Genomic DNA, 18,535 nt, shown 5'->3' on the forward strand with positions numbered 1-18,535 from the left:
TGAACACAATGCGTCTGTTTTCCGTCCTTGTCAGCGGCGTCTGTCTGCTCGCCCTGGCGGGTTGTGAACCCTCCACCGAATCCGGGATCGCCGGTTCCAAATACCGCGCAGAGATCATTCGCACCAGTTTCGGTGTTGCCCATGTCACCGCGGATGATTTCGGCAGCCTCGGTTACGGTGAAGGTTACGCCGCCGCTGAAGACCACGTCTGCAATATCTCCCACTCTCTGCTCGAAGCCCGCGGGGACCTCGCCCGCCACTTTGGCGCCGGGGAGGACGACAGGCACATCGCCAGTGACGCCGTCGTCCGGGCCCTGGATATTCGCAACCAGGCACTGTCCGCGCTGCGCCAGCAGGATCGCGACTCCCTCGATTGGCTGCGCGGCTATGCCGATGGCTACAATCGCTATCTTTCCTCGGTACAGGGCAACCGTGTCGGCTCCTGGTGTGACGGTGCGGAGTGGCTGCAGGCCATCACCGACCTCGACCTGATGGCGCGCATGGTGCTGGTGGCCCAGACCCTGCCGCGGATGGCGGGCGCGATTGTCGCTGCACAGCCGCCGCGGCATCGGCCGCCGCGGCATCGGCCGCCGGTCGACACCGCGGCGGTCGCTACCGCGGCGGAGGAACAGCGTCTGGCGCGAGCCGCGGACGCTGCCGCCCTGGACGGCATGGGGTCCAATGCCTGGGCCTTTGGCAAGGCCCGCACTGCCAACGGGCGCGGTCTGCTGCTCGGCAACCCCCACTACCCCTGGTATGGTGACAACCGCTTCTGGGAAAAGCACCTGACGATTCCCGGGGTGCTGGATGTCTACGGCGTGCACTTGCTGGGGGCTCCCGGTGTTGCCATCGGCTTCACCCGCAACGTGGGCTGGAGCCATACTGTCTCGGCCAGCCAGCGCGTGGTCTATTACGAACTGCAGCTGGTGCCGGGAAAGCCCACCCATTACTACTATGATGGCGGCGAACGTGTCCTGCGCCAGGTGCAGGTGTCCGTTCCCGTCAGGCAGGATGACGGCAGCCTCGCCAGCCAGGACCACAGCCTGTATTTCAGCCACTACGGCCCGGTCCTGACCCTGCCCGGCATGCCCTGGACCGAGAGCACAGCCTTCACTGCCCGCGACGCCAACGCCGGCAACTACAGCCTGCTGGGCCAGTGGCGGGCGATGAACCAGGCGCAGGACATGGATGCCTTCATTGATGCGCACCGACAGTGGAATGCCATGCCCTGGGTCAACACCATCGCCGCCAGCGCCGACGGCCGGGCGCTGTATCTCGACAATTCCACCGTTGGTCACTTGAGCGAGGAAGCCATCGCTCTCTGGCGCCAGCGTTTGGCCGAGGATGAACTGACGGCACAGGTATACGAGGAGCGCGGCTTGGTACTGCTGGATGGCAGCGACAGCCGCTTCGAGTGGCAGAACAACAGCGGCGCCCCCATTGCCGGCACTGTACCGTTCGAGCGCCGGCCCATGCTGGAGCGGACGGACTATGTCTTCAATGCCAACGACAGCTACTGGCTCAGCAATGCCCGGGCGCCCCTGCGCGGCCATTCACCCCTGTATGGCCCCGAGGCCACCGCCCGCAGCCTGCGCACCCGCATGAACGTCAAGCTGATCGAGGCGGGCGAATTTGATATTCCGCGGATCCAGCAGGCCCTGTTCGGCAACGAGAGTCTGGCCGCCGGGCTGCTGCAGCCCGCGCTCGCGGCGGCCTGCGCCGAGGTCGAGGAACTGGCCGCGGCCTGTGCCGCCATTACAGGATTCAATGGCCACTTCGACGAAGGCAGCAGGGGAGCAGTGCTGTTCCGGGAGTGGCTGGCGGCCTATCCCTATGAAGATGGCATGCGCGCCGGCGACCTGTTCGCGGTTCCCTTCGACCCGGCGCAGCCCGTCGCCACGCCCCATACCCTGGCCGATCCGGCGTTGGCACTGCAAAAACTTGCACAGGCAGCTGCTCTGCTTGAGTCCGCGGGTTATGCCCTGGATGCGCCGCTGGGGGCAGCCCAGTTTGCCTACCGTGGCGAGCGCCGAATTCCCATCCATGGGGGCAACCGCTACGAGGGCGTCGCCAACCTGATGGTATCGGACATTCCCGACCATCCCATCGCCCTGCTGGAGCCCACGCCAGTGGATGGCAGTTCACTGCTGACCGATGCGGGCTACCCCATCATCCATGGCAGCAGCTTCATCCTCGCCCTGGCTTTTGATGATGACGGCCCCGTCGCCGAGGCCCTGCTCACCTACAGCCAGTCCGGCAACCCCGACTCGCCGCATTTCAGCGACCAGACCGACCTCTACCGCAACAAGCAGTGGCGCCCGGCCCTGTTCGAGCGCGCGGCGGTGGAAGCGGACGCACAGTCCAGGTTCGAACTTATTGCCCCCCGCCGCTGAGGCACGCCACCACCGTATCAATCTCCTCCGCCGTATTGTAGATATGCGGCGACAGCCGCAATCCCAGGGGGCGGACATCGAAGCGCACCCCGGCCTCACGGAGGCGGGCGACTACGGACTCCTGGTCGGGCAGCGCCAGCACCAGGGTGCCCCCGCGCAGGTCGGGGTCGGCGGGTGCCCTCAGACAGGCGGGGTCCACCCTGCTCACGATCTTCCGGGTCAGCCCCATGTTGTGCTGCCTGACAGTCTCCACACCGATGCGACCCACCAGTTCGAGGCTGTGGCTGGCTACGACGTAGGGCAGTATCGACGGTGTTCCGCCCCAGAACCGGGCGCTGCCCTCGGCGTAGTCGAAGTGGTTTATGTCGAACTCGAACGGCGCGCTGTGTGAGAACCAGCCGACATCCAGCGGTTTCAGGTCGGCAGCGGTCTCCGGTTCCAGCCACAGGAAGCCCGCCCCGGGGCCACCGCACAGCCACTTTACACAGGAACCCAGCACCACATCCGCCTGCCAGGTGCGCAGGTCGATCGGGACCACCCCGGCCGATTGCGCGATGTCGACAACACTGAAAATCTCCCGGGCCCGGGTGAGTCGGGTGATGTCAGCGACGGGAATCAGCTTGCCGGAGTTGAAGTGGGCGTGGGTCAGCAGTACGCAGTGTACGTCCGGCGTCAGCGCCGACTCCCAGGTTGCGAGTTGTTGCGCATCCTCCTGCGCCGGGATCATCCGGGTCCGGTAGCCCAGGCGCGCCGCCTGCTGCAGCACAAAGCCCACCGAGGGAAAATCGTGCTCGCAGTAGAGAATGACATTGCGCCCCGAGCGTGCTGGCAGGCTGCCGATGACCTTGCCCAGGGCACTGCTGATATTGGTCTGGGGGCAGAAATTCTCCGCTGCACTGTTGAATATTCTGCCCAGCACGGCCTGGAAGCGCGCGATCGCTTCCAGCCACCGGGGCCAGGGCTCCGGGTCACCGTTTTCCCAGGGATCCAGGAAGTGCTCGCGCAGGTTGGCCTCGGTGCCGAGTGGCATGCGTCCCACCGAGTGGTTCAGCAGGTAGATATCGGGGCAGGGGGCAAAGTGTTCCTGAAACATGGGGGGCTCCGGCGTCTGCTTCACGGTGTTGCCGCCGGGTGCTGCGCCAGGGCGACGCGCAATCGCTGCAGGTCGGCGTGACGGCTCGGTATGTCATCCCGGTCGGCGGCGGCTCTCAAGTCGCACAGTGTCCTCAGTCCCTTCAGCAGCACCGGCAGTGGCGGCCCGCTGGCGCTGAGGTCGGCCTGGTCCTGCAGACCCGCCTGCTCCGCGGGTCGGGCAATGAACTTCTCCACCAGTTGTTCGTGGTGCTGCAGGGCGACTTCGCCATGCATGGTGCAGACGTCGAGAAAGGCACTGGCGTTGTCCTGGAACCAGGGCTCGCCGGCGTGCGCATCGAGGTCCTCAAGAAAGCTGTCCAGCAGGCTGCGACGGCGCATGCAGTCGCGCAGCAGCAGCTGGTCCTCAGGGCGCATGAACAGGAACTTGTCAACCAGCAGTTGCGAATAATAGGGATCGTCGGCCCGGCACAGGCCCAGCAGCAGGTCGATCACGTTGATACCGGCAAAGTCCCCCGCATTCGCGCCCCGGTATTCGCGCAGACCCACCCGGTGCGGCTTGTAGTACGGACGAACGCAGTAGAAAAATCGGTCGATATCCAGCGCCTCGAACAGGGCCGCGTTGGAGCGTGCCACATCCTCCAGCGCGCTGCGCGCGGCCTGCAGCAGGTCCAGGCTGACCGGGTGCGATACCCCCAGCGGCAGGATATGCGACAGCGCCTCTGCTGCACGGATGTAGGCCAGTACGCCGCGGGTGTTGTAGTCCAGGAACAGGCGTTCGTCCGCGAGGCTGGTGAAGGACTTGTAGACGCCGTTGACGGCGCGGTTGTGAGTCTCCAGGTGGCTGGAGGCGAAGCGGGGCACCGCTCCCAGAGACGCGCCCAGCTGCATCGCCAGGGCGGAGGCCTCGGTCAGCGGCGAGCGCTGCTCCCGGGCCGGGTCGGTGATGCCGTGGCGGCGGCAGGCCGCCATGTAGAAGCCGACGTCCCCCAGCAGGTCGAAACCGTGGTCGAAGCCCTCGTCTGTATTGCCCTCCCGCAGCAGCGCGACAATGAAGTCGCGCCCCTCGGCCACCAGCTGCTGCTTGATGCCGTCGCCGACACCGGTGACATTGTCCCGCTGCTCCTGGGCGAAGTAGAGGGTCTCCAGCTCGGTATTCATGGCCCGGAAATCGTTGCGTATCCAGGCGTCGAAGGCCTGGGTCAGGGGAGTGCGCATGGTCGGCTTGGTCCTGCGGGGTGTGGAAAACAGAATGGTAGCAGTGATAGAGGGATCAAACCTGCCAAAAACCGCTGCCAATTTACCAATGTTTGGCATAATCTAGTCGATACAACGGTATTGATAGGTGTTTATGTCAACAATCACTGATCGAACGGATCGCGCCATTCTCCAGGCCCTGGCCGAGAACGCCCGTATCAGCAACGCCGAGCTGGCAGAGCGTGTGCATCTCACCCCCACCCCCTGCCTGCGCCGGCTGCGGCGCCTGGAAGACAGTGGCATCATCCAGGGCTACACCGTGCGCCTGGATCACGCGGCCCTCGGCCTGGGAATTTCGGCACTGATCTTCGTGCAACTGGAGCGCAACAGCCTGGACAACGCCAACCGCTTCGAGGCCGCCGTGCGGGAACTGCCCGAGGTCACCGAATGCTCCGTGCTGACCGGCGGCCACGACTACCTGCTGCGGGTCGCCGTGCAGGATCTCGCCCACTACGAGCGTTTCGTCAAGGAGAGCCTCGCGAGCATTCCCCAGGTGGCGAACATCGATACCCGCATCGTGCTCAAGCAGGTGCTGTCCCGGAGCATGGTGCCGCTGCCGGATGCAGCCCGCCGGTAAGCTCGATTGCCAAGGCGGGCCTTTGATTTTGCAGTCATTGTGGTATCATGCGCGCCTTCTGAAGAGGCAGCCGAGTGGCTGACCCGGAGCTGGCGAAGCCAGCGCAGGGAGCGCCGGAGGAACGACGGCGACTCGCAGGGCGAGGAGCGCAGCGACGAGTAACGCGCGCCCCGAACCCCGTAAAAAGTTTTGGAGAGGTGGCCGAGTGGCTGAAGGCGCGCCCCTGCTAAGGGCGTATAGGGTAAAACCTATCGAGGGTTCGAATCCCTCTCTCTCCGCCATTTTCCCTTTAAAATCAATAAGTTACAACGCAATATTTCAAATACCCACCAACCTACCCGGCAAAAATCTAAGGCTCTGTGGCTCTCCCCACTAAAGGGGGGATACACCGATATTCACTAAACCCTGTTGATAATGCCATCCCATCCACAATGGGTCAGCACCCTCAGCCGGTACATGATCTCTTCCATGTCCGCCGTGTCGGGCAGGCGCTGAATGGCCTCCAGGGCCTCTTGCTTGGCGCTGTGTGTTTGCATGGTCGGTTCCTCGAGTCTGGAAGATGGTCCGTGTTGCCCAGCCACCAGTTTAGCATGGGAGCCGGCCTGGCTGGCGGCGCAGCGATTGCGGCTTGATACTCAGTAGCTTGGTCAGCGTCGTCATTCCCGGCGTATTGGCGTCCAGAATACTCCTGTATAGACGGGCCAAAATCCAGAATATAGCCATCAACTTAACCGCGGTTAAGTGGTTACAGTGTAACCACAAATCCCGCCGCGCGCTGACCAGGTTTCTGTTTTGCGATAGTACCGACGCGCGCTAAGGCCTCGTCTCCCCCAGTGCGGATATCTTCCCCAGAATTTCCTCCGGCGCCGACTCCACCAGTTTCAGCAGCAGCGCGGCCTGGGCATTGGGTTTGGCGCGATCCTGTTCCCAGTTACGCAGGGTGCTGACATTGGTGCGCAGCAGCGCCGCAAACACCCCCTGAGAATAGTTGAGGCGCTCGCGCAGCGCCGTGATCTGGCCCGCGCTGATGGTAATCGGCTGAGGGACTTCGACCGTGGTCGACTTCAGGGTGATCTTGCCTTCACGCTCCGCCTTCAGGTCATCGAAGCCCTGCACCAGTTCGTCAAATACGTTGCGCTTTTTCATATCTCAGCATCTCCTTCAATACCAACTTCTGCTGGCTTGTCAAATCGTCCGCGACATCCTTGCCATAGATCGTGAACAACCAGAACTGCGCGCCCTCGCTGAACCAGTAATAGATGATGCGTACACCGCCGCGCTTGCCCTTGCCACGACCCGGATCGCTCCAGCGGAGCTTGCGCAATCCCGCTGTGCCCTGAATGACCGGGCCCGCTTGGGGGTTGTCCATCAACGTATTCTGCAGGGCCAAGAAGTCATCGTCGGACAAGTAATCCCGACGATGGCTCCGAGCCCAGAAAGCATGCCGCCCCGAGACCCATTTTCGGCAGGACAAGCGCGTGACGGGTTCCTAGAATACCCACCGTAGACAGAATTACCCGTGGCCACTGCGGATCAGTGGCACAGAGGGTGCTCGCCCTCGACCGTTCGGTCACAACGGGCCCGTGCGCCCAGGACTGCCACCGGCGCACCGACCCCAGGGTCGACAGTCCATTCTCCAAGCCATCGACCCTGGTCGGTGCTTTACTCAAACCATCCCCGTCGTCTCCGACGCGCTCGCCAGGCCCCGCCTGCGAGTCGTCCGTGGGGAAACAGCGCTGCGCCAGTTTCCCGCTGCCTCAGGTAAGAGGCTCATTGGGGATTCGGTCAAGATCGCCGTTCGAATTCCGTCCCGGTACTGCAACAGTGCCTTCTGGCTGTGACAGAGGACTCGTCAGCAGCGCGCTCTTCGGATACGTTGTAGCTCAGCGGGCGCAGCGTCCGTCACTCGGTAATAAGCTGGTAAATAAACGTCGATTTCGTGCTTCTAGAGTGCGCACTGTATAGATGATCTTCCATCTCGGTTTTCGGGGGCGCCTCACTGTTGATCTTGCCCATTAATGACAATGATGATGGGCGGTTTAAACAGAGCTGCGATAGTCGCTCTACAGGCTTTTGCCAACATTTCTTTCATCTAAGCGAATCTCGGGAAGGCCGGCAAGTCGACGTTGTTCAATGGCATACTCCAGAACTTCTGGTCCTGGAGGCCCCTGGTAGGTTCCGTCACAATTGTCAGGTCCGATTTCCCACATCTGGTGTATGCGGTCATTCCAATACCGGTTCCACAACTCCGGTGAGTAGGCACTGGTCATCGCACCGCTTGGTGGCTCCTGTCGAGACTCCCGTGCAATTGTACGGTCAAAGTCGTACCGATAGCCCGCCAAGATGCTCCGGCAAAAATCGTCTGGCCCGCGGAGTATATTCAGCATACTGCAGCCTCCCAGAAGCAGGCACACGAGTACTATTACCTGACTCTTGATCAACCGCAACCGGCCGATTTCGAGGTTGATTTCACCTGAATGAACCACGTCTTTAATCACAGTTTCCATCGTTGATTATTCGGTCAAGTTCTGTGCTGCCAATTTTAAAGTCAAAATGAAACGGGCCACGATCCCGGCCAAACACTAGGAAGCGGATGTTAGCGCTATAACCGTTAGCAGGACTGGCCAGATGATAATCGACGAGCTTGTTGGCAATATTGATTACACGCATTGAAGCCAGACTATCTGTGCTGGCCTGACCCGCAGTCTGAATGTCGGCTTCCTCAAAGAACCAGGCGTAGACTCCGCATCTAGCAGCCCTTCTATTGACATCTGGTTCACCGGCGAGCCACTCGGGAAAACCTCCATTGCTCGCGAAGATTTCTGGGGCAGCTAAGCTTGAAGCGATACAAGCGCATATGAGGAGCTTCTTCAGCCAGACCGACAATGCACAATGACTCTCTGCCATAATTTAAGGACTTTCCTCAGCCAAAACCCGAATACACAATAATTCTCTGCCACAATTTAACTTATTCCCTTGCCGCTGGCAGCCTGTAGCGGGGTCACGACCGTCGTGCAGCAATGCTGCTTGTCCGGAGGTGAATAGTCCTACAGACACATTCTATTCGACACGAGAAACTTCGAGCCCTAATTCGTCGATACCATGCTCCTCCAAGATGGCTTCCATACGCTCTGAATGTATATGAAGTTGGCTGTGATCGCTGCCCGAGACTATTACCGGCCTCTCCCAATAGCTGTAGTAGTATGCTCCGCGACCCTCCGATCGTGATAGCCCGTCGCAATTGGGCACGTTGATGAAGAGCTCACGACCATCCCCTACCTTGATTGTGAGCGTCTGTGGCTTCGCGGGCTTCATATCCCATCGGGTATACCAGCTGCCGCCCAAGCAGGTGTTTGCAATGGGGTCACATACGATATTTGTGGATTCCGTGAAGGCGCGGCTGTCAGCCTTGATTCGCATTGAGGCTGTGAATGTCATGACTGACTTTGGTGCCGGGCTGGATATTCCCTCCGCCCCGCACCCCACTAAAGCCGCCACATTGGCACAGCCTGCCAGGAATACAGAGCACACAGCCAGAATCATCAATCGCATATATATCGCACCCCATTACAATATTCCTCGACTCGGGAAGCCAGTCCGTCGATGTTGCAGCGCTTCTCGAGTTCTCGCTCCAATTCAATAACAACTCGATAAATCATCTCGACATCTTTCTGTGGTGGGTCGTAGCTCAAGCCGGCATAGCCGTGACGGAATTCAATTTTATCGCCATGGGACTCGAGAAAATAAAAGTTGTTTTCCAGATTCCTGTAGGTGTAGCGATACCGATGGACTACGCCCGCTGGCTGAATGCCCTCGAACATTACGGCTCTTCCCGCCTGTTCTCTGGAATAGCTGACGTTCGATATTCCATCGACTGCTTCCGCCGCAGCAACAATACAGTCAGCAGAAGGGTAATGGTCAAGGTGTACGGTGCGAGTGAATCCCCGGAGCGTGTCACAGCCTGCGATCCCGAAAATCAAGGTTAGGGTCAGCAAAGATTTCACAGTCAACGCTATGCGGCAAAAGGACTGCGCGCCATCAGGTTTTTTTGCAGCTCATTGGTACCGCCGGCCCACAGCGCGAGCAAACCTTCGCGCATCCAGCGCTCAACGGGAAAGGCTTGAAGATAGGCCCGTCCGCCCATCACCTGCATGGCGGCCATGCTGACGTCCTGCTGCATACGTGTGGCGAATACCTTGGCCGCAGCCACCGCATTGGTGGGGTTGCCGCCGCCCAGAAAGGCGGCGATTGCCTGGTTGACCAGTGCGTCTGCAGCTCGCACCTGAATGGCTATATCAACGATTTGGTGGCTTATGTTAGTCAACTGATAAAGGGGCTGGTTACCTACCTGCCGCTCCTGAGTATAGTTGTAAAGGTACTCACCGATAGTCCGGCTCAGACCCACGCAGCACGCGGCAACCAGGATTCGCTCTAGCGCTCCGCCCAGGGCCAGGGTACCCCAAGCCGCGTTGGGGTCACCAACAACTGCGTCCTCGGGGACGGCAACCCGATCAAGGACTACGTGGCAGCTGGCGTAGCCGTTGGCTGCCATCTTTGGGAGCGATTTGATGTTTAGGCCGGATGCGTCACGGGGGATGGCGAGCAGGGAGGTGCCCCGGTTCATCGGTGCTTGCGAGTTCGTGCGCGCAACCACCAGCAGGACGTCGGCAACCTTGGCGCCCGTCGTCAGGTACTTCTCGCCAGATACCTCCCAGTGGTCACCGGCCAGATACGCCTCCGTCTCTAGGCCCCTCACATCGGTGCCGGCCTGGGGTTCAGTCAAGGCAAAGGCCGCCAGCTTGCCGCCTGCGAGGATATCGCTCGCCAGTTGTTGGTGCTCGGCCCCGCCACAGCTCCCCAGCATAATCGCGCAGGCCGCGTTAACGCTGATCATGTTGCCCAGGACGCCCGAATAACTGTTGGTGATCTTGCAGACTTCGGCGAGACGGTAAAGGTTGTCGGGGTCTTCGCGAATGTCGGCGTAATCGAGCCAGCCTTTTTCGGTCATGGCTTTATAGAGCGGAAGTGGTGACTGTCCCTGATCCAGCTGACCGGCGATATCCAGGGATACGTTATTCTCGCACCAGGTCGACACTTCGCTTCCAAGGGGTTCAAGCATTTCATCTCTCCTTCTGGCGTTCGGCAAAAGTGTTGCGGCCAGCATGGCAGGTCGGCGTCTCAGAAACGTCTCACGGGGGCCGGCCGCGGTCAACGATCCTTGCTTGTGGGGTGGAACAGCTCTCCGTAGACTTGTCAGCCAATTCTATTGAAGAGAGATGGGAGCAGCGGCAATGCCGGATCTTTGTATTAAGCTCCTGGGGGCGCCAAGAATAGTCCGCGACGGCAGCGAGGTGACGCCCAGGCGCCGCAAGACTCTCTCGCTGCTTGCCTATCTGGTTACTGAGCCACGCCTTCACGCCCGGACTCGGCTGGCATTGCTGCTGTGGCCGGATGCAAAGGACGCCCGCAAGCTGTTGCGCCACGCCGTATACGAACTCAAGAAATGCCTGGGTGACGATGCACTGGTTGGTCATCGTGACAACCTGGGCATTGATAAGGCAGTGTCCGCTTGCAGTGACCTGATCCGTTTGCAGCGACTCGCCGATGGCAATGACGAAGCCGTGGCAGCCGCCGCGCTAGCAGAGGTCGAGACTCTCTGTTCTGGAGAATTCCTGGAGGGCATGGTATTTGACGACTGCAAGGTGATGGCAGATTGGCATTACGCCATGCGCGAAATGGTCGCCAGGTGCAGGGTTCATTTACTGGCCAGGCAGGTGGCGGCTTATCGGGCACACGGTAATATCGAGATCGCGCTGTCGTTGCTGGGACGCTGGCAGCGTCTGGACAGGCTTGATGAAGGCGCGCATCAGCAACTGATCGAACTGCACCTCCAACGTAACGAGCCCCGGCAGGCAGAGCAGGTGTTCGAGAGATACAAGGCGAGCTTGTACGAAGAACTGGGAGTTGCACCATCGTCTGCACTGACCGAACTGGTGGCCAGCATGCGCACGGGTTTGCCAATACCTGCACCTGGGGACTGTGAGCTGCCGCCACCGCAAACCCGCTACCAGCAGTCCGGGTCGGTGTTCATAGCCTATCAGATATTAGGGGCCGGGCCCGTTACTCTTGTTGTGGTCAACGGCTTCATGTCCCATCTGGAGCAGATGTGGGAAAACCCGGAACTAGCCTATTTTCTCAACCAGTTGGCGACACAGGTGCGACTGGTCTTGTTTGACAAGCGCGGCTGCGGCATGTCGGATCGGGTGGCCGAGGCGCCGACCCCTGGCGACATCGCCGATGACATTTATTGTCTCGTTACCGTCCTCAACCTTGAGCGGGTGGCGCTGTTCGGTTTTTCCGAGGGCGGTGCCGCCGCCATAGAATTCGTGGCACGCTATCCGAAGCTTGCCGAGCGATTGATTCTATACGGTACCGCGGCTAAATGGACTCAGGATCCCAGTTACCGGCCGGCGCTGACACCGCAGCAATTCGACGTATGGCAAGTGCAATTGCTTCGTTCTTGGGGGCGCGGGGTGAGTATCGGCGAATTTGCACCGTCCCAGGCCCGTGATCCCGCAGTGATCAACTGGTGGGCGAAGACCATGCGCGTATCTTCCTCACCCGGTGAAGTTCGCAAAATCTTGCACTCCATTCGCGATATTGACGTACGACCACGGTTAGCCGATATTCACTGTCCAACGCATATTCTGCACAAGATCGAGGATCGCGTGGTACGCTTTGAAGCTGCCGAGTATCTTGCGCAAGGACTGCCGAATGCAAGGTTGACCCCTCTTGGTGGACGGGACCACTGGTTCTGGACCGAGGAACCGGACCGGGTCCTGGCGCTCATCCGCGATGACCTGAATGGCGTGGCCAGCGCGAAAGCCAAAGCGAATTCTTAACAATACTCTTGCGGAGGGTCTCAGTGCAGACACTGCTTCGACCTACTGCTCGAGGTACGCGCCCGATAGCCCTTTTCGTATAGCCATGAGCATATCGACGAATAGCTTTTGATCGGTATCGCTCAGCAGCTCGTCCAAGTGGGTATTGACACCTTCAAAGGCGGCCGCCGCCTTCTTTACCGCCGAGCGGCCTGCATCTGTAAGCGTCACCTCCCAGCCACGGCCATCAAAGCTTGCGCGCTGCCGGGAAATCAATCCGCGCTCCCCTAGCTTGGCGACCATCTGCGTGACCGCTGATTCCTTCTGGTTGAGAGACTCGGCGAGTTTGTTTTGCCGCACTGCGCCTCCCACCGCCACCAGGTTGAGGACGGCCGCCTGGGCGGTCGTTATTCCAGCGGCGCTCAACAGTCGGTTGTCCGCCACCTGCTTGAGCAGAGCTGCCGTTCGCTGTAGCTGAAAATAGAGTCGAGATTCATGCGCGGACATGGTCTGCTTCATTTGCATTTAATTGATTGATAAATATACTTAAGTCCTTAAGTAGGTTCCAGCAAAACCTCTTGTGGAGTGACTACGGGCATGACAAAAGTGGATGTGTGGGCGCAAATACTTACGGATCGGATGGCGGAGGCACCCTGGCTGGCGACGCTGCATCGCTGGGCCCGGCAATGTGCTTCGGATTTCAAGACGGGCGTCGACGGAGCGATGGAGGCCATGGACGCGGCTGACATGGACATCGCGTTGCTCTCCGCGTGGTACGGACCACAGGGCCCCCTGATAACCAATGAAGAGGTAGCCCGACAGGTCGATGCCGGACCTGAACGTTTTCGGGGGCTTGCCAGCGCCGATATCAGAAAGCCCGGGGAAGCCGCGAAGGAAATACGCCGGTGGATAGAGGGTCACGGTTTTGTCGGCGTGCGCATTGTACCCTGGCTTTGGGATCTGCCTCCGAATGACCGACGTTACTACCCGATTTATGCTGTATGCGCAGAGTTGGGCGTGCCGCTATGCACACAGATCGGCCATACGGGGCCGCTGCAACGCTCCGAAACCGGCAGGCCGATCCCCTATCTGGAGGATGTGCTGCTGGAGTTTCCGGGACTCAAGGTTGTTGGTGGTCACGTGGGTTTCCCGTGGATAGACGAGTTGGTTTCCCTCGCAGTCAAGTTTCCGGATTTCTACGTCGATTCTTCCGCCTACATCGCGCGGCGATACCCGCCTGCCTTTGTCGATTTCATGAAAGGCCCAGGACGCGATCGTGTCATGTTCGGTACCAACTGGCCGATGCTGTCGCCGCGGCAATGCCTGGCAGGTCTTGACGAGCTTGATCTGGATGCCGATGTGATCGACGCGTTCCTTGGTGACACGGCAAAGCGCGTTTTCAAATTGTAGGTCTGCCGCTGGAATCAGCCAGCAAGGAGTGAAGACAGTGGTACTAAACCAGGTGACCATACCCTGTATCGACTACGCGGAGTCAGTGACTTTCTACAGTAGCCTTGGCCTGATACTGATTGTCGATGCCCCACCACGCTATGCAAGGTTCGAAAGCGCAGATGGGAGTGGCGCGACGCTGTCACTGCATGCAGTAGAGGAAGTCACGGCGGCCGGGGTGGTAATCTACTTTGATCATGAAAATGCGGCAGCGCTGGATCGTCATGTACAGGAGTTGGCAGCTCAGGGAATAGTGTTCTCCAGCGAACCGCAGGATCAGCGTTGGGGCTGGCGCGAAGCGCGCCTGCAAGACCCCGCCGGAAATGAGGTTTGCCTGATGTTCGCGGGCGAGAATCGCCGTTTTCCTGGGTGGAGGGTGGATGGGCGCAGAGGTTGAACAATTGGTCGGGCTTCTCATTCACATCATCTTGTCCTCCCCGTAATGTGCCAGCGCAGCCAGGGGTCAACCGGTTAGAGCACAAGACCCGCGGCAACAGAGTGGCAAGACCATACAATTGTGTGACGGGAGTTCGGCGCGCTACACGCAGATCAGCTCGGCTCGTCCCCCTCAAGACCCAACACGGCCCCCCAATCTCTCGCCAGCGCGCCACGAAGCTGGTCAAGTCGTACCGGTCCTATACGCTCCTCAATCCGAGCCTCGATTTCTGCAAGGCTGGCACGCGCGTCCAGCGCTACTCTGTCGCCACGGGCCGTCATGAGGATGAGTTTCTGGCGGCGGTCTGTCGGGTCTTCTTCGAGGCGCAATACGCCGATCCGTTCCAGGTCCCGCGTTACCTTGTATACCGCCTGCCGGGAGATTCCCATTCGCCTCGCGACGTCGGAGGCGTGGGTCAGACCGCACTCCAGGAAAGCGAAGAACGCGAGGTGAGCTCCCGTAAGATCTTTGTGGCCCCGGGCCCGCATCAGATGCAACAGGCTGGATGACAGCCACTGGTCTGCCGTCATCAGAGCCTGTCCAAGCGAAGCCTCTGTGGCGATACCACCGGCATCATTTGTTAACTTTGTTGACAAATATCTTTCTCCATAGCAATCTGTAAACATAGTTTACTAATTTGAGGTTTTTTTCAATGCCATCTGTATGCTATCTGTTCCGGCTGAATGCCGTTACGTGCGCCGGCTTTGGCGCATTATTCATAGTCTGGGCCCCGGGCGTTGCCGAATTCTTAGGTGCCATGCCGATTGCGCTATTGCAATGGCTTGGCGCGGCGCTGCTGCTGCACAGTGGGCACCTCTTGCTGGTCGCCGCGCGGCAGAGGATCCGAGATCTGGAAATTTACTATTTCTCGAGCGGAGACCTGCTCTGGTTCCTGGCATCCCTGTGGCTCTTGTCTGCGACGGATCTGGTAAACACTGGCAGGGGGGCGGCCACGACCCTCTGCGTTGCCGTGGGCGTGGCTATCATCGGCATCGCCCAGCTGTGGTGCCACGCCGAGGAAAAGTGGGCCCTTGGTCTTGCTTCTCAGCAGAATCGCAATTTTCATCTGCCCTACGAATATACCCGGCTGCAAGCGATAACGGCTTCCTGGTGGTGCCTTCCGCGCTGGGTCAAAATCTGGCTGTTCGCACTGAATGTAGTGTTTCTGGCGGGAATCGCTTTCTGGGAAGAGGAAGCCGCGCGGATCGTGCTCGCGGCCTGGGTGGCCGCTGGTCCTCTACTGGCTGCGTTCATGGTTACTCAACGCGGACTGACTCGCCTCCTCGGCGTTGCGCATCTGATTCCCTGGATACCGCTGGTGCTGTACCTGGAACTGCGCCTGCTCGGCTCGTCGGCCGGACCTCAGATTACTTGGGGGACAGATCCGGCCCTGTTCACCTGGGTGCTGATCCTCCTGGCATTCACATACGTCTGCCTCATGTTCGATGTATATGACCTGCTCCGGTGGGGGCGGGGCGAACGCTGGCGCATTGGCTCCGATTGCGACCAGTGCAAATCGTCATCAGAGGAAGCTGTGACATGAGCGTTGGCCTGTTTGATGCTGCAGGTTGCAAGGGAGTGGTGCCCCGTGATGCTTCTCAACTGGTGCCGCGCGGTGATCGCCGCTGGCATAGCTCATTTCCAGCGCGATATTGGCGGTCAGAGTACGCACAGGCGTAAACAGGGAGTCCGGCAACCGCACCACATTGCCCGCCACCATCAATACCGCCATGGTTTCTCCCAGGGCGCGGCCAAATTGCAACACCACGCCACGCCCGCTACCGCCACGGCACAGCGGCCAGTAAACACATCGGAACGTCCCCCAGACTATGCGCGCCGCGGTTGATCACCTCCTGAAAGTGATTGATTTTCAAGAGGGCAATCTGTACCAGACCGGCTGCGGTGGCCGTTTGCTCATGCAGATCGCGGTAAAACACGGCGCGGTTGGGAAGCCAGGTCAACTCGTCATGGAAAGCAAGGTATTCCAGCTTTTGCAGTGCCAGTTTTCGTTCGGTGATGTCCTCCAGGAACAGGTGATATTCTTGCGATCTTTCCAGCCAGTGCAGGCCGATGTGGAGGTAGCGGTCAGCCAGGCTGTAATCCTGGGTGACAAATTTTCCAGTCGCTTTTGCTCTGGACAGGAGATCTACCAGGTTCCCTGGCAGTAGCTGACTTTCCGTCAAACGGAAGACCTCGCCGGCCATGGCGGCGTGCATTGACCCATAGCATGATGGCGGCAGCCAGCAGCGACGCAAGCCCCATCGCTGAAATCAGGAGCAGGGTGGTTTCAATTTTTCGCAATGATTCCCTGGATGCCGTCGTGATGCGTTGGCCCATCCAACTTCCGAGCTACAGACTGTCCGCATCCATTTGCTGAATCACCGGATCCATCTCAGCGAGGATACTCCGAGACTGGTCCCAATCGACAGGCGATCTCCGCATAACCCCATCCAGGCTTGTGGGAATAGTGAGTAATGAGTCGATCAGGGAACCTATTGAGGACAACCTCGGCGCTTCGGGAATCTCCTCTTCGATGGCCCCATGGTTCCTTGAGAGCGCGTCAAACCCCACGGAAAACTGCTTCGCGAACAGAGCGCTATCCGCAGTGAGATAATAGTTGTAGAGGATGACCTGAATCTTGAGCAACTGCACGTTGAGCTGCTGGATGCTGGTCAGCAAAGGGAGGTCGTCATCGGTAAGGTGCATGGCGTTGTCGCGGCTTGCTGAACTGTCTGGTGGCTGAACAGGGCCAGCAACACCAGCAGGCAGAGGACCGAGCCCACCGTCAGCCAGCCTCTGGGCCGGAGCTTTGGGAGAGTGCTCTTGCGCATATCCACGCCCGATTCCATGCTTGTGCGGCTATAGATGCGTCAAGTGCGCAGATGCTACATTGCAGTTTCACGAACCCGGAGGGCGTGGGCGATGTCTATTGGACCTTGGCCAATGGGTGATGCAGGGAGGTCGGGTAGTGGGGAACAATAGTGGTGACGGCTCCGGGAAGGCTGCCGGCGACAAGTATTTTGCCTCCCTGGTGCGCGACCACCACCGTGCCCTGATTGCCCTGGCTGTACCGTTTGTTGGGGCCAGCGAGGCGGAAGAGGTGGTCCAGAACGCCTGGTTGAAGGCCTATCGTGCGATAGACGGGTTTGAAGGACGCTCGTCCATAAGGACCTGGCTCAGCCGGATCGTCATCAACGAGGCTCGGATGCAGCTGCGTTCGCGCAAGAGGGAGGTATTCTTGGAGGACCAAACGGGGGATTTTGGCTCTGCCAGTTCGCTTGACGACAGCTTTCGCGAGGATGGGCGCTGGAGAGTGCCGCCTGTCACCTGGTCCATGGACTCGCCGGAGGGGCTGTTGATGGGGGTGGATCTGATGGACTGCCTTGAACGACTGCTGCAAGGTATGTCGAGCAATCAACGCGCGGTCCTGGAGATGCGCGACAGTAATGAGCTGTCATTCGATGACATCTGTAACACGCTGGACATATCCGCATCCAATGCGAGGGTACTGTTGCACCGGGCACGGGCCGAGTTGTTCAAACTGGTCAATCACTATCAGGAGACCGGAGAGTGCTGAACTGTCGTGAAGTAAGCCACAAGGCCAGCCTTTACCTTGAGGGTGAATTGCCTTGGCGTGAACGTGTGGCAATGAGAATGCACTTGATGATGTGCAACAATTGCCGGCGCTTCGTACAGCAGCTGTCGGAGTTGATTCGCGCCATACCGTTCATGCACCGGCAGGCAAGCCCTGAAGAGGTCGAGAACGTGCTGGCTCATGTCAGCAGTGGCAGCGTTGACGCTGTGTCGGCAGGCATGGGTCCAGGTGGCGCATCCATCAGCCGTGCACGCCCTCGCCCGCGCCTGCGCCTGATGCAGGGCTCCGGCGGACGCGGGGAAGATGGCGGCAGTGACGAGGTCGAGGCGATCTTCAATGACATCCGCACGGCCACGGGATCTGTGTCCAACATGTTCCGGGCTTACGCGCGGCACCCCGCTGTACTTTTCGCCACCTGGGAGCGGGTCAAAAGCGTGATGCTTCAGGGCTCGCTGCCAGCGACTCTCAAGGAGGCCATAGCCGTCGTCATCTCCCATGACAATGTCTGCGAATACTGCGTCGAGCATCATTCGAGAAATCTGGCCGCGCTCGGCATGGGTCAAGAGGAAATAGTGCGCCTGCTGGCAGATCCGCTGGCGGGGAACTTCACCCCAAAAGAGCGCGCATTGCTGGTTCTCGCCCGGCAGGCAAACAGCGACCCCCACGGGGCTTCTGTCGATACCCTTGACCTCGCGCGCAGGACCGGTGCGAGTGACCTTGAAATCATCGAGGCACTCGCTGTCATGGAGCTGTTCACCTCGCTCAACCGATTCCTCAATACGCTGGACATTCCACTGGAGGAGGCTGCGAGCTAGCAGGACGCATAGCCAAAGTGGGAGTTTTAGGTCCAGGGTG

At 59.7% G+C, this 18,535-nt stretch carries 21 protein-coding genes and 1 tRNA gene; 9 read left to right on the forward strand and 13 right to left on the reverse strand.

The window, feature by feature from the left end; translation table 11 throughout:
* The first annotated feature begins 8 nt into the window (after nucleotides 1–8).
* Entirely contained in the window at nucleotides 9–2,393 is a 2,385-nt protein-coding gene (locus RLO07_RS05580) for a penicillin acylase family protein (protein ID WP_462291142.1), read from the forward strand.
* On the opposite strand, the gene RLO07_RS05585 is transcribed toward RLO07_RS05580, so the two are convergent.
* Both RLO07_RS05585 and RLO07_RS05590 read right to left on the reverse strand, forming a co-directional pair.
* Nucleotides 2,374–3,486, reverse strand: coding sequence for an aminotransferase class V-fold PLP-dependent enzyme (locus tag RLO07_RS05585; RefSeq protein ID WP_462291143.1), 1,113 nt, complete (start codon nucleotides 3,484–3,486; stop codon nucleotides 2,374–2,376). The genes RLO07_RS05580 and RLO07_RS05585 overlap by 20 nt on opposite strands.
* Before the next feature lie 20 nt (nucleotides 3,487–3,506).
* Nucleotides 3,507–4,703 (reverse strand): PrnB family protein, encoded by a 1,197-nt coding sequence (locus tag RLO07_RS05590; protein ID WP_462291144.1) that lies wholly within the window; start codon nucleotides 4,701–4,703, stop codon nucleotides 3,507–3,509.
* 133 nt (nucleotides 4,704–4,836) lie between these two features.
* Here RLO07_RS05590 and RLO07_RS05595 point away from each other — a divergent pair, with 133 nt between their 5' ends.
* Nucleotides 4,837–5,319 carry an Lrp/AsnC family transcriptional regulator gene (locus tag RLO07_RS05595; RefSeq protein ID WP_462291145.1) on the forward strand — a complete coding sequence of 161 codons (483 nt, stop codon included), beginning with the start codon at nucleotides 4,837–4,839 and terminating at the stop codon, nucleotides 5,317–5,319.
* A gap of 191 nt (nucleotides 5,320–5,510) precedes the next feature.
* Nucleotides 5,511–5,600, forward strand: a tRNA-Ser gene (locus tag RLO07_RS05600).
* 117 nt (nucleotides 5,601–5,717) lie between these two features.
* On the opposite strand, the gene RLO07_RS05605 is transcribed toward RLO07_RS05600, so the two are convergent.
* From RLO07_RS05605 to RLO07_RS05630, 6 genes are all read right to left on the reverse strand, one after another.
* Complete coding sequence (locus RLO07_RS05605) at nucleotides 5,718–5,855, reverse strand: hypothetical protein (RefSeq protein WP_462291146.1); 138 nt, start codon at nucleotides 5,853–5,855, stop codon at nucleotides 5,718–5,720.
* Nucleotides 5,856–6,132: 277 nt separating this feature from the next.
* Entirely contained in the window at nucleotides 6,133–6,465 is a 333-nt protein-coding gene (locus RLO07_RS05610; protein WP_462291147.1) for a helix-turn-helix domain-containing protein, read from the reverse strand.
* Nucleotides 6,443–6,727: a hypothetical protein gene (locus RLO07_RS05615; RefSeq protein ID WP_462291148.1), complete on the reverse strand. Its 285-nt coding sequence runs from the start codon at nucleotides 6,725–6,727 to the stop codon at nucleotides 6,443–6,445. The genes RLO07_RS05610 and RLO07_RS05615 overlap by 23 nt, the downstream gene beginning before the upstream one ends.
* Before the next feature lie 1,082 nt (nucleotides 6,728–7,809).
* Nucleotides 7,810–8,226 carry a hypothetical protein gene (locus tag RLO07_RS05620; RefSeq protein WP_462291149.1) on the reverse strand — a complete coding sequence of 139 codons (417 nt, stop codon included), beginning with the start codon at nucleotides 8,224–8,226 and terminating at the stop codon, nucleotides 7,810–7,812.
* Nucleotides 8,227–8,861: 635 nt separating this feature from the next.
* Complete coding sequence (locus tag RLO07_RS05625) at nucleotides 8,862–9,323, reverse strand: hypothetical protein (protein WP_462291150.1); 462 nt, start codon at nucleotides 9,321–9,323, stop codon at nucleotides 8,862–8,864.
* Between the two features lie 8 nt (nucleotides 9,324–9,331).
* Complete coding sequence (locus RLO07_RS05630) at nucleotides 9,332–10,438, reverse strand: acyl-CoA dehydrogenase family protein (RefSeq protein ID WP_462291151.1); 1,107 nt, start codon at nucleotides 10,436–10,438, stop codon at nucleotides 9,332–9,334.
* Nucleotides 10,439–10,610: 172 nt separating this feature from the next.
* On the opposite strand from RLO07_RS05630, the gene RLO07_RS05635 reads away from it, so the two are divergent.
* A complete protein-coding gene (locus tag RLO07_RS05635; protein WP_462291152.1) occupies nucleotides 10,611–12,221 on the forward strand; it encodes a bifunctional AfsR/SARP family transcriptional regulator/alpha/beta hydrolase in 1,611 nt (536 codons plus the stop codon).
* Nucleotides 12,222–12,263: 42 nt separating this feature from the next.
* On the opposite strand, the gene RLO07_RS05640 is transcribed toward RLO07_RS05635, so the two are convergent.
* Nucleotides 12,264–12,719, reverse strand: coding sequence for a MarR family winged helix-turn-helix transcriptional regulator (locus tag RLO07_RS05640; protein WP_462291153.1), 456 nt, complete (start codon nucleotides 12,717–12,719; stop codon nucleotides 12,264–12,266).
* Nucleotides 12,720–12,797: 78 nt separating this feature from the next.
* Here RLO07_RS05640 and RLO07_RS05645 point away from each other — a divergent pair, with 78 nt between their 5' ends.
* Complete coding sequence (locus RLO07_RS05645) at nucleotides 12,798–13,610, forward strand: amidohydrolase family protein (protein ID WP_462291154.1); 813 nt, start codon at nucleotides 12,798–12,800, stop codon at nucleotides 13,608–13,610.
* Nucleotides 13,611–13,647: 37 nt separating this feature from the next.
* Nucleotides 13,648–14,046 (forward strand): VOC family protein, encoded by a 399-nt coding sequence (locus RLO07_RS05650; protein WP_462291155.1) that lies wholly within the window; start codon nucleotides 13,648–13,650, stop codon nucleotides 14,044–14,046.
* 152 nt (nucleotides 14,047–14,198) lie between these two features.
* Here the strand turns inward: RLO07_RS05650 and RLO07_RS05655 are convergent, their stop codons facing one another.
* Complete coding sequence (locus RLO07_RS05655) at nucleotides 14,199–14,681, reverse strand: MarR family winged helix-turn-helix transcriptional regulator (protein WP_462291156.1); 483 nt, start codon at nucleotides 14,679–14,681, stop codon at nucleotides 14,199–14,201.
* 56 nt (nucleotides 14,682–14,737) lie between these two features.
* Here RLO07_RS05655 and RLO07_RS05660 point away from each other — a divergent pair, with 56 nt between their 5' ends.
* On the forward strand, nucleotides 14,738–15,628 hold the full coding sequence (locus RLO07_RS05660) for a hypothetical protein (protein ID WP_462291157.1): 891 nt from the start codon (nucleotides 14,738–14,740) through the stop codon (nucleotides 15,626–15,628).
* Here the strand turns inward: RLO07_RS05660 and RLO07_RS05665 are convergent.
* The 3 genes from RLO07_RS05665 to RLO07_RS05675 form a co-directional block, all read right to left on the reverse strand.
* Nucleotides 15,608–15,850 carry a hypothetical protein gene (locus tag RLO07_RS05665; protein ID WP_462291158.1) on the reverse strand — a complete coding sequence of 81 codons (243 nt, stop codon included), beginning with the start codon at nucleotides 15,848–15,850 and terminating at the stop codon, nucleotides 15,608–15,610. The genes RLO07_RS05660 and RLO07_RS05665 overlap by 21 nt on opposite strands.
* Nucleotides 15,851–15,863: 13 nt before the next feature.
* Nucleotides 15,864–16,301, reverse strand: a complete 438-nt coding sequence (locus RLO07_RS05670; protein ID WP_462291159.1) for a diguanylate cyclase domain-containing protein — start codon at nucleotides 16,299–16,301, stop codon at nucleotides 15,864–15,866.
* A 133-nt stretch (nucleotides 16,302–16,434) separates the two neighbouring features.
* Nucleotides 16,435–16,791, reverse strand: a complete 357-nt coding sequence (locus RLO07_RS05675; RefSeq protein ID WP_462291160.1) for a hypothetical protein — start codon at nucleotides 16,789–16,791, stop codon at nucleotides 16,435–16,437.
* A 262-nt stretch (nucleotides 16,792–17,053) separates the two neighbouring features.
* On the opposite strand from RLO07_RS05675, the gene RLO07_RS05680 reads away from it, so the two are divergent.
* Nucleotides 17,054–17,662, forward strand: a complete 609-nt coding sequence (locus tag RLO07_RS05680) for an RNA polymerase sigma factor (protein WP_462291161.1) — start codon at nucleotides 17,054–17,056, stop codon at nucleotides 17,660–17,662.
* On the forward strand, nucleotides 17,656–18,495 hold the full coding sequence (locus tag RLO07_RS05685; RefSeq protein WP_462291162.1) for a peroxidase-related enzyme: 840 nt from the start codon (nucleotides 17,656–17,658) through the stop codon (nucleotides 18,493–18,495). Before RLO07_RS05680 ends, RLO07_RS05685 begins: the two co-directional genes overlap by 7 nt.
* The last annotated feature ends 40 nt before the right edge of the window (nucleotides 18,496–18,535 follow it).

Origin of the sequence: Haliea sp., from assembly GCF_040221975.1 — a bacterium.
Taxonomy (GTDB): Bacteria; Pseudomonadota; Gammaproteobacteria; order Pseudomonadales; family Halieaceae; genus Haliea.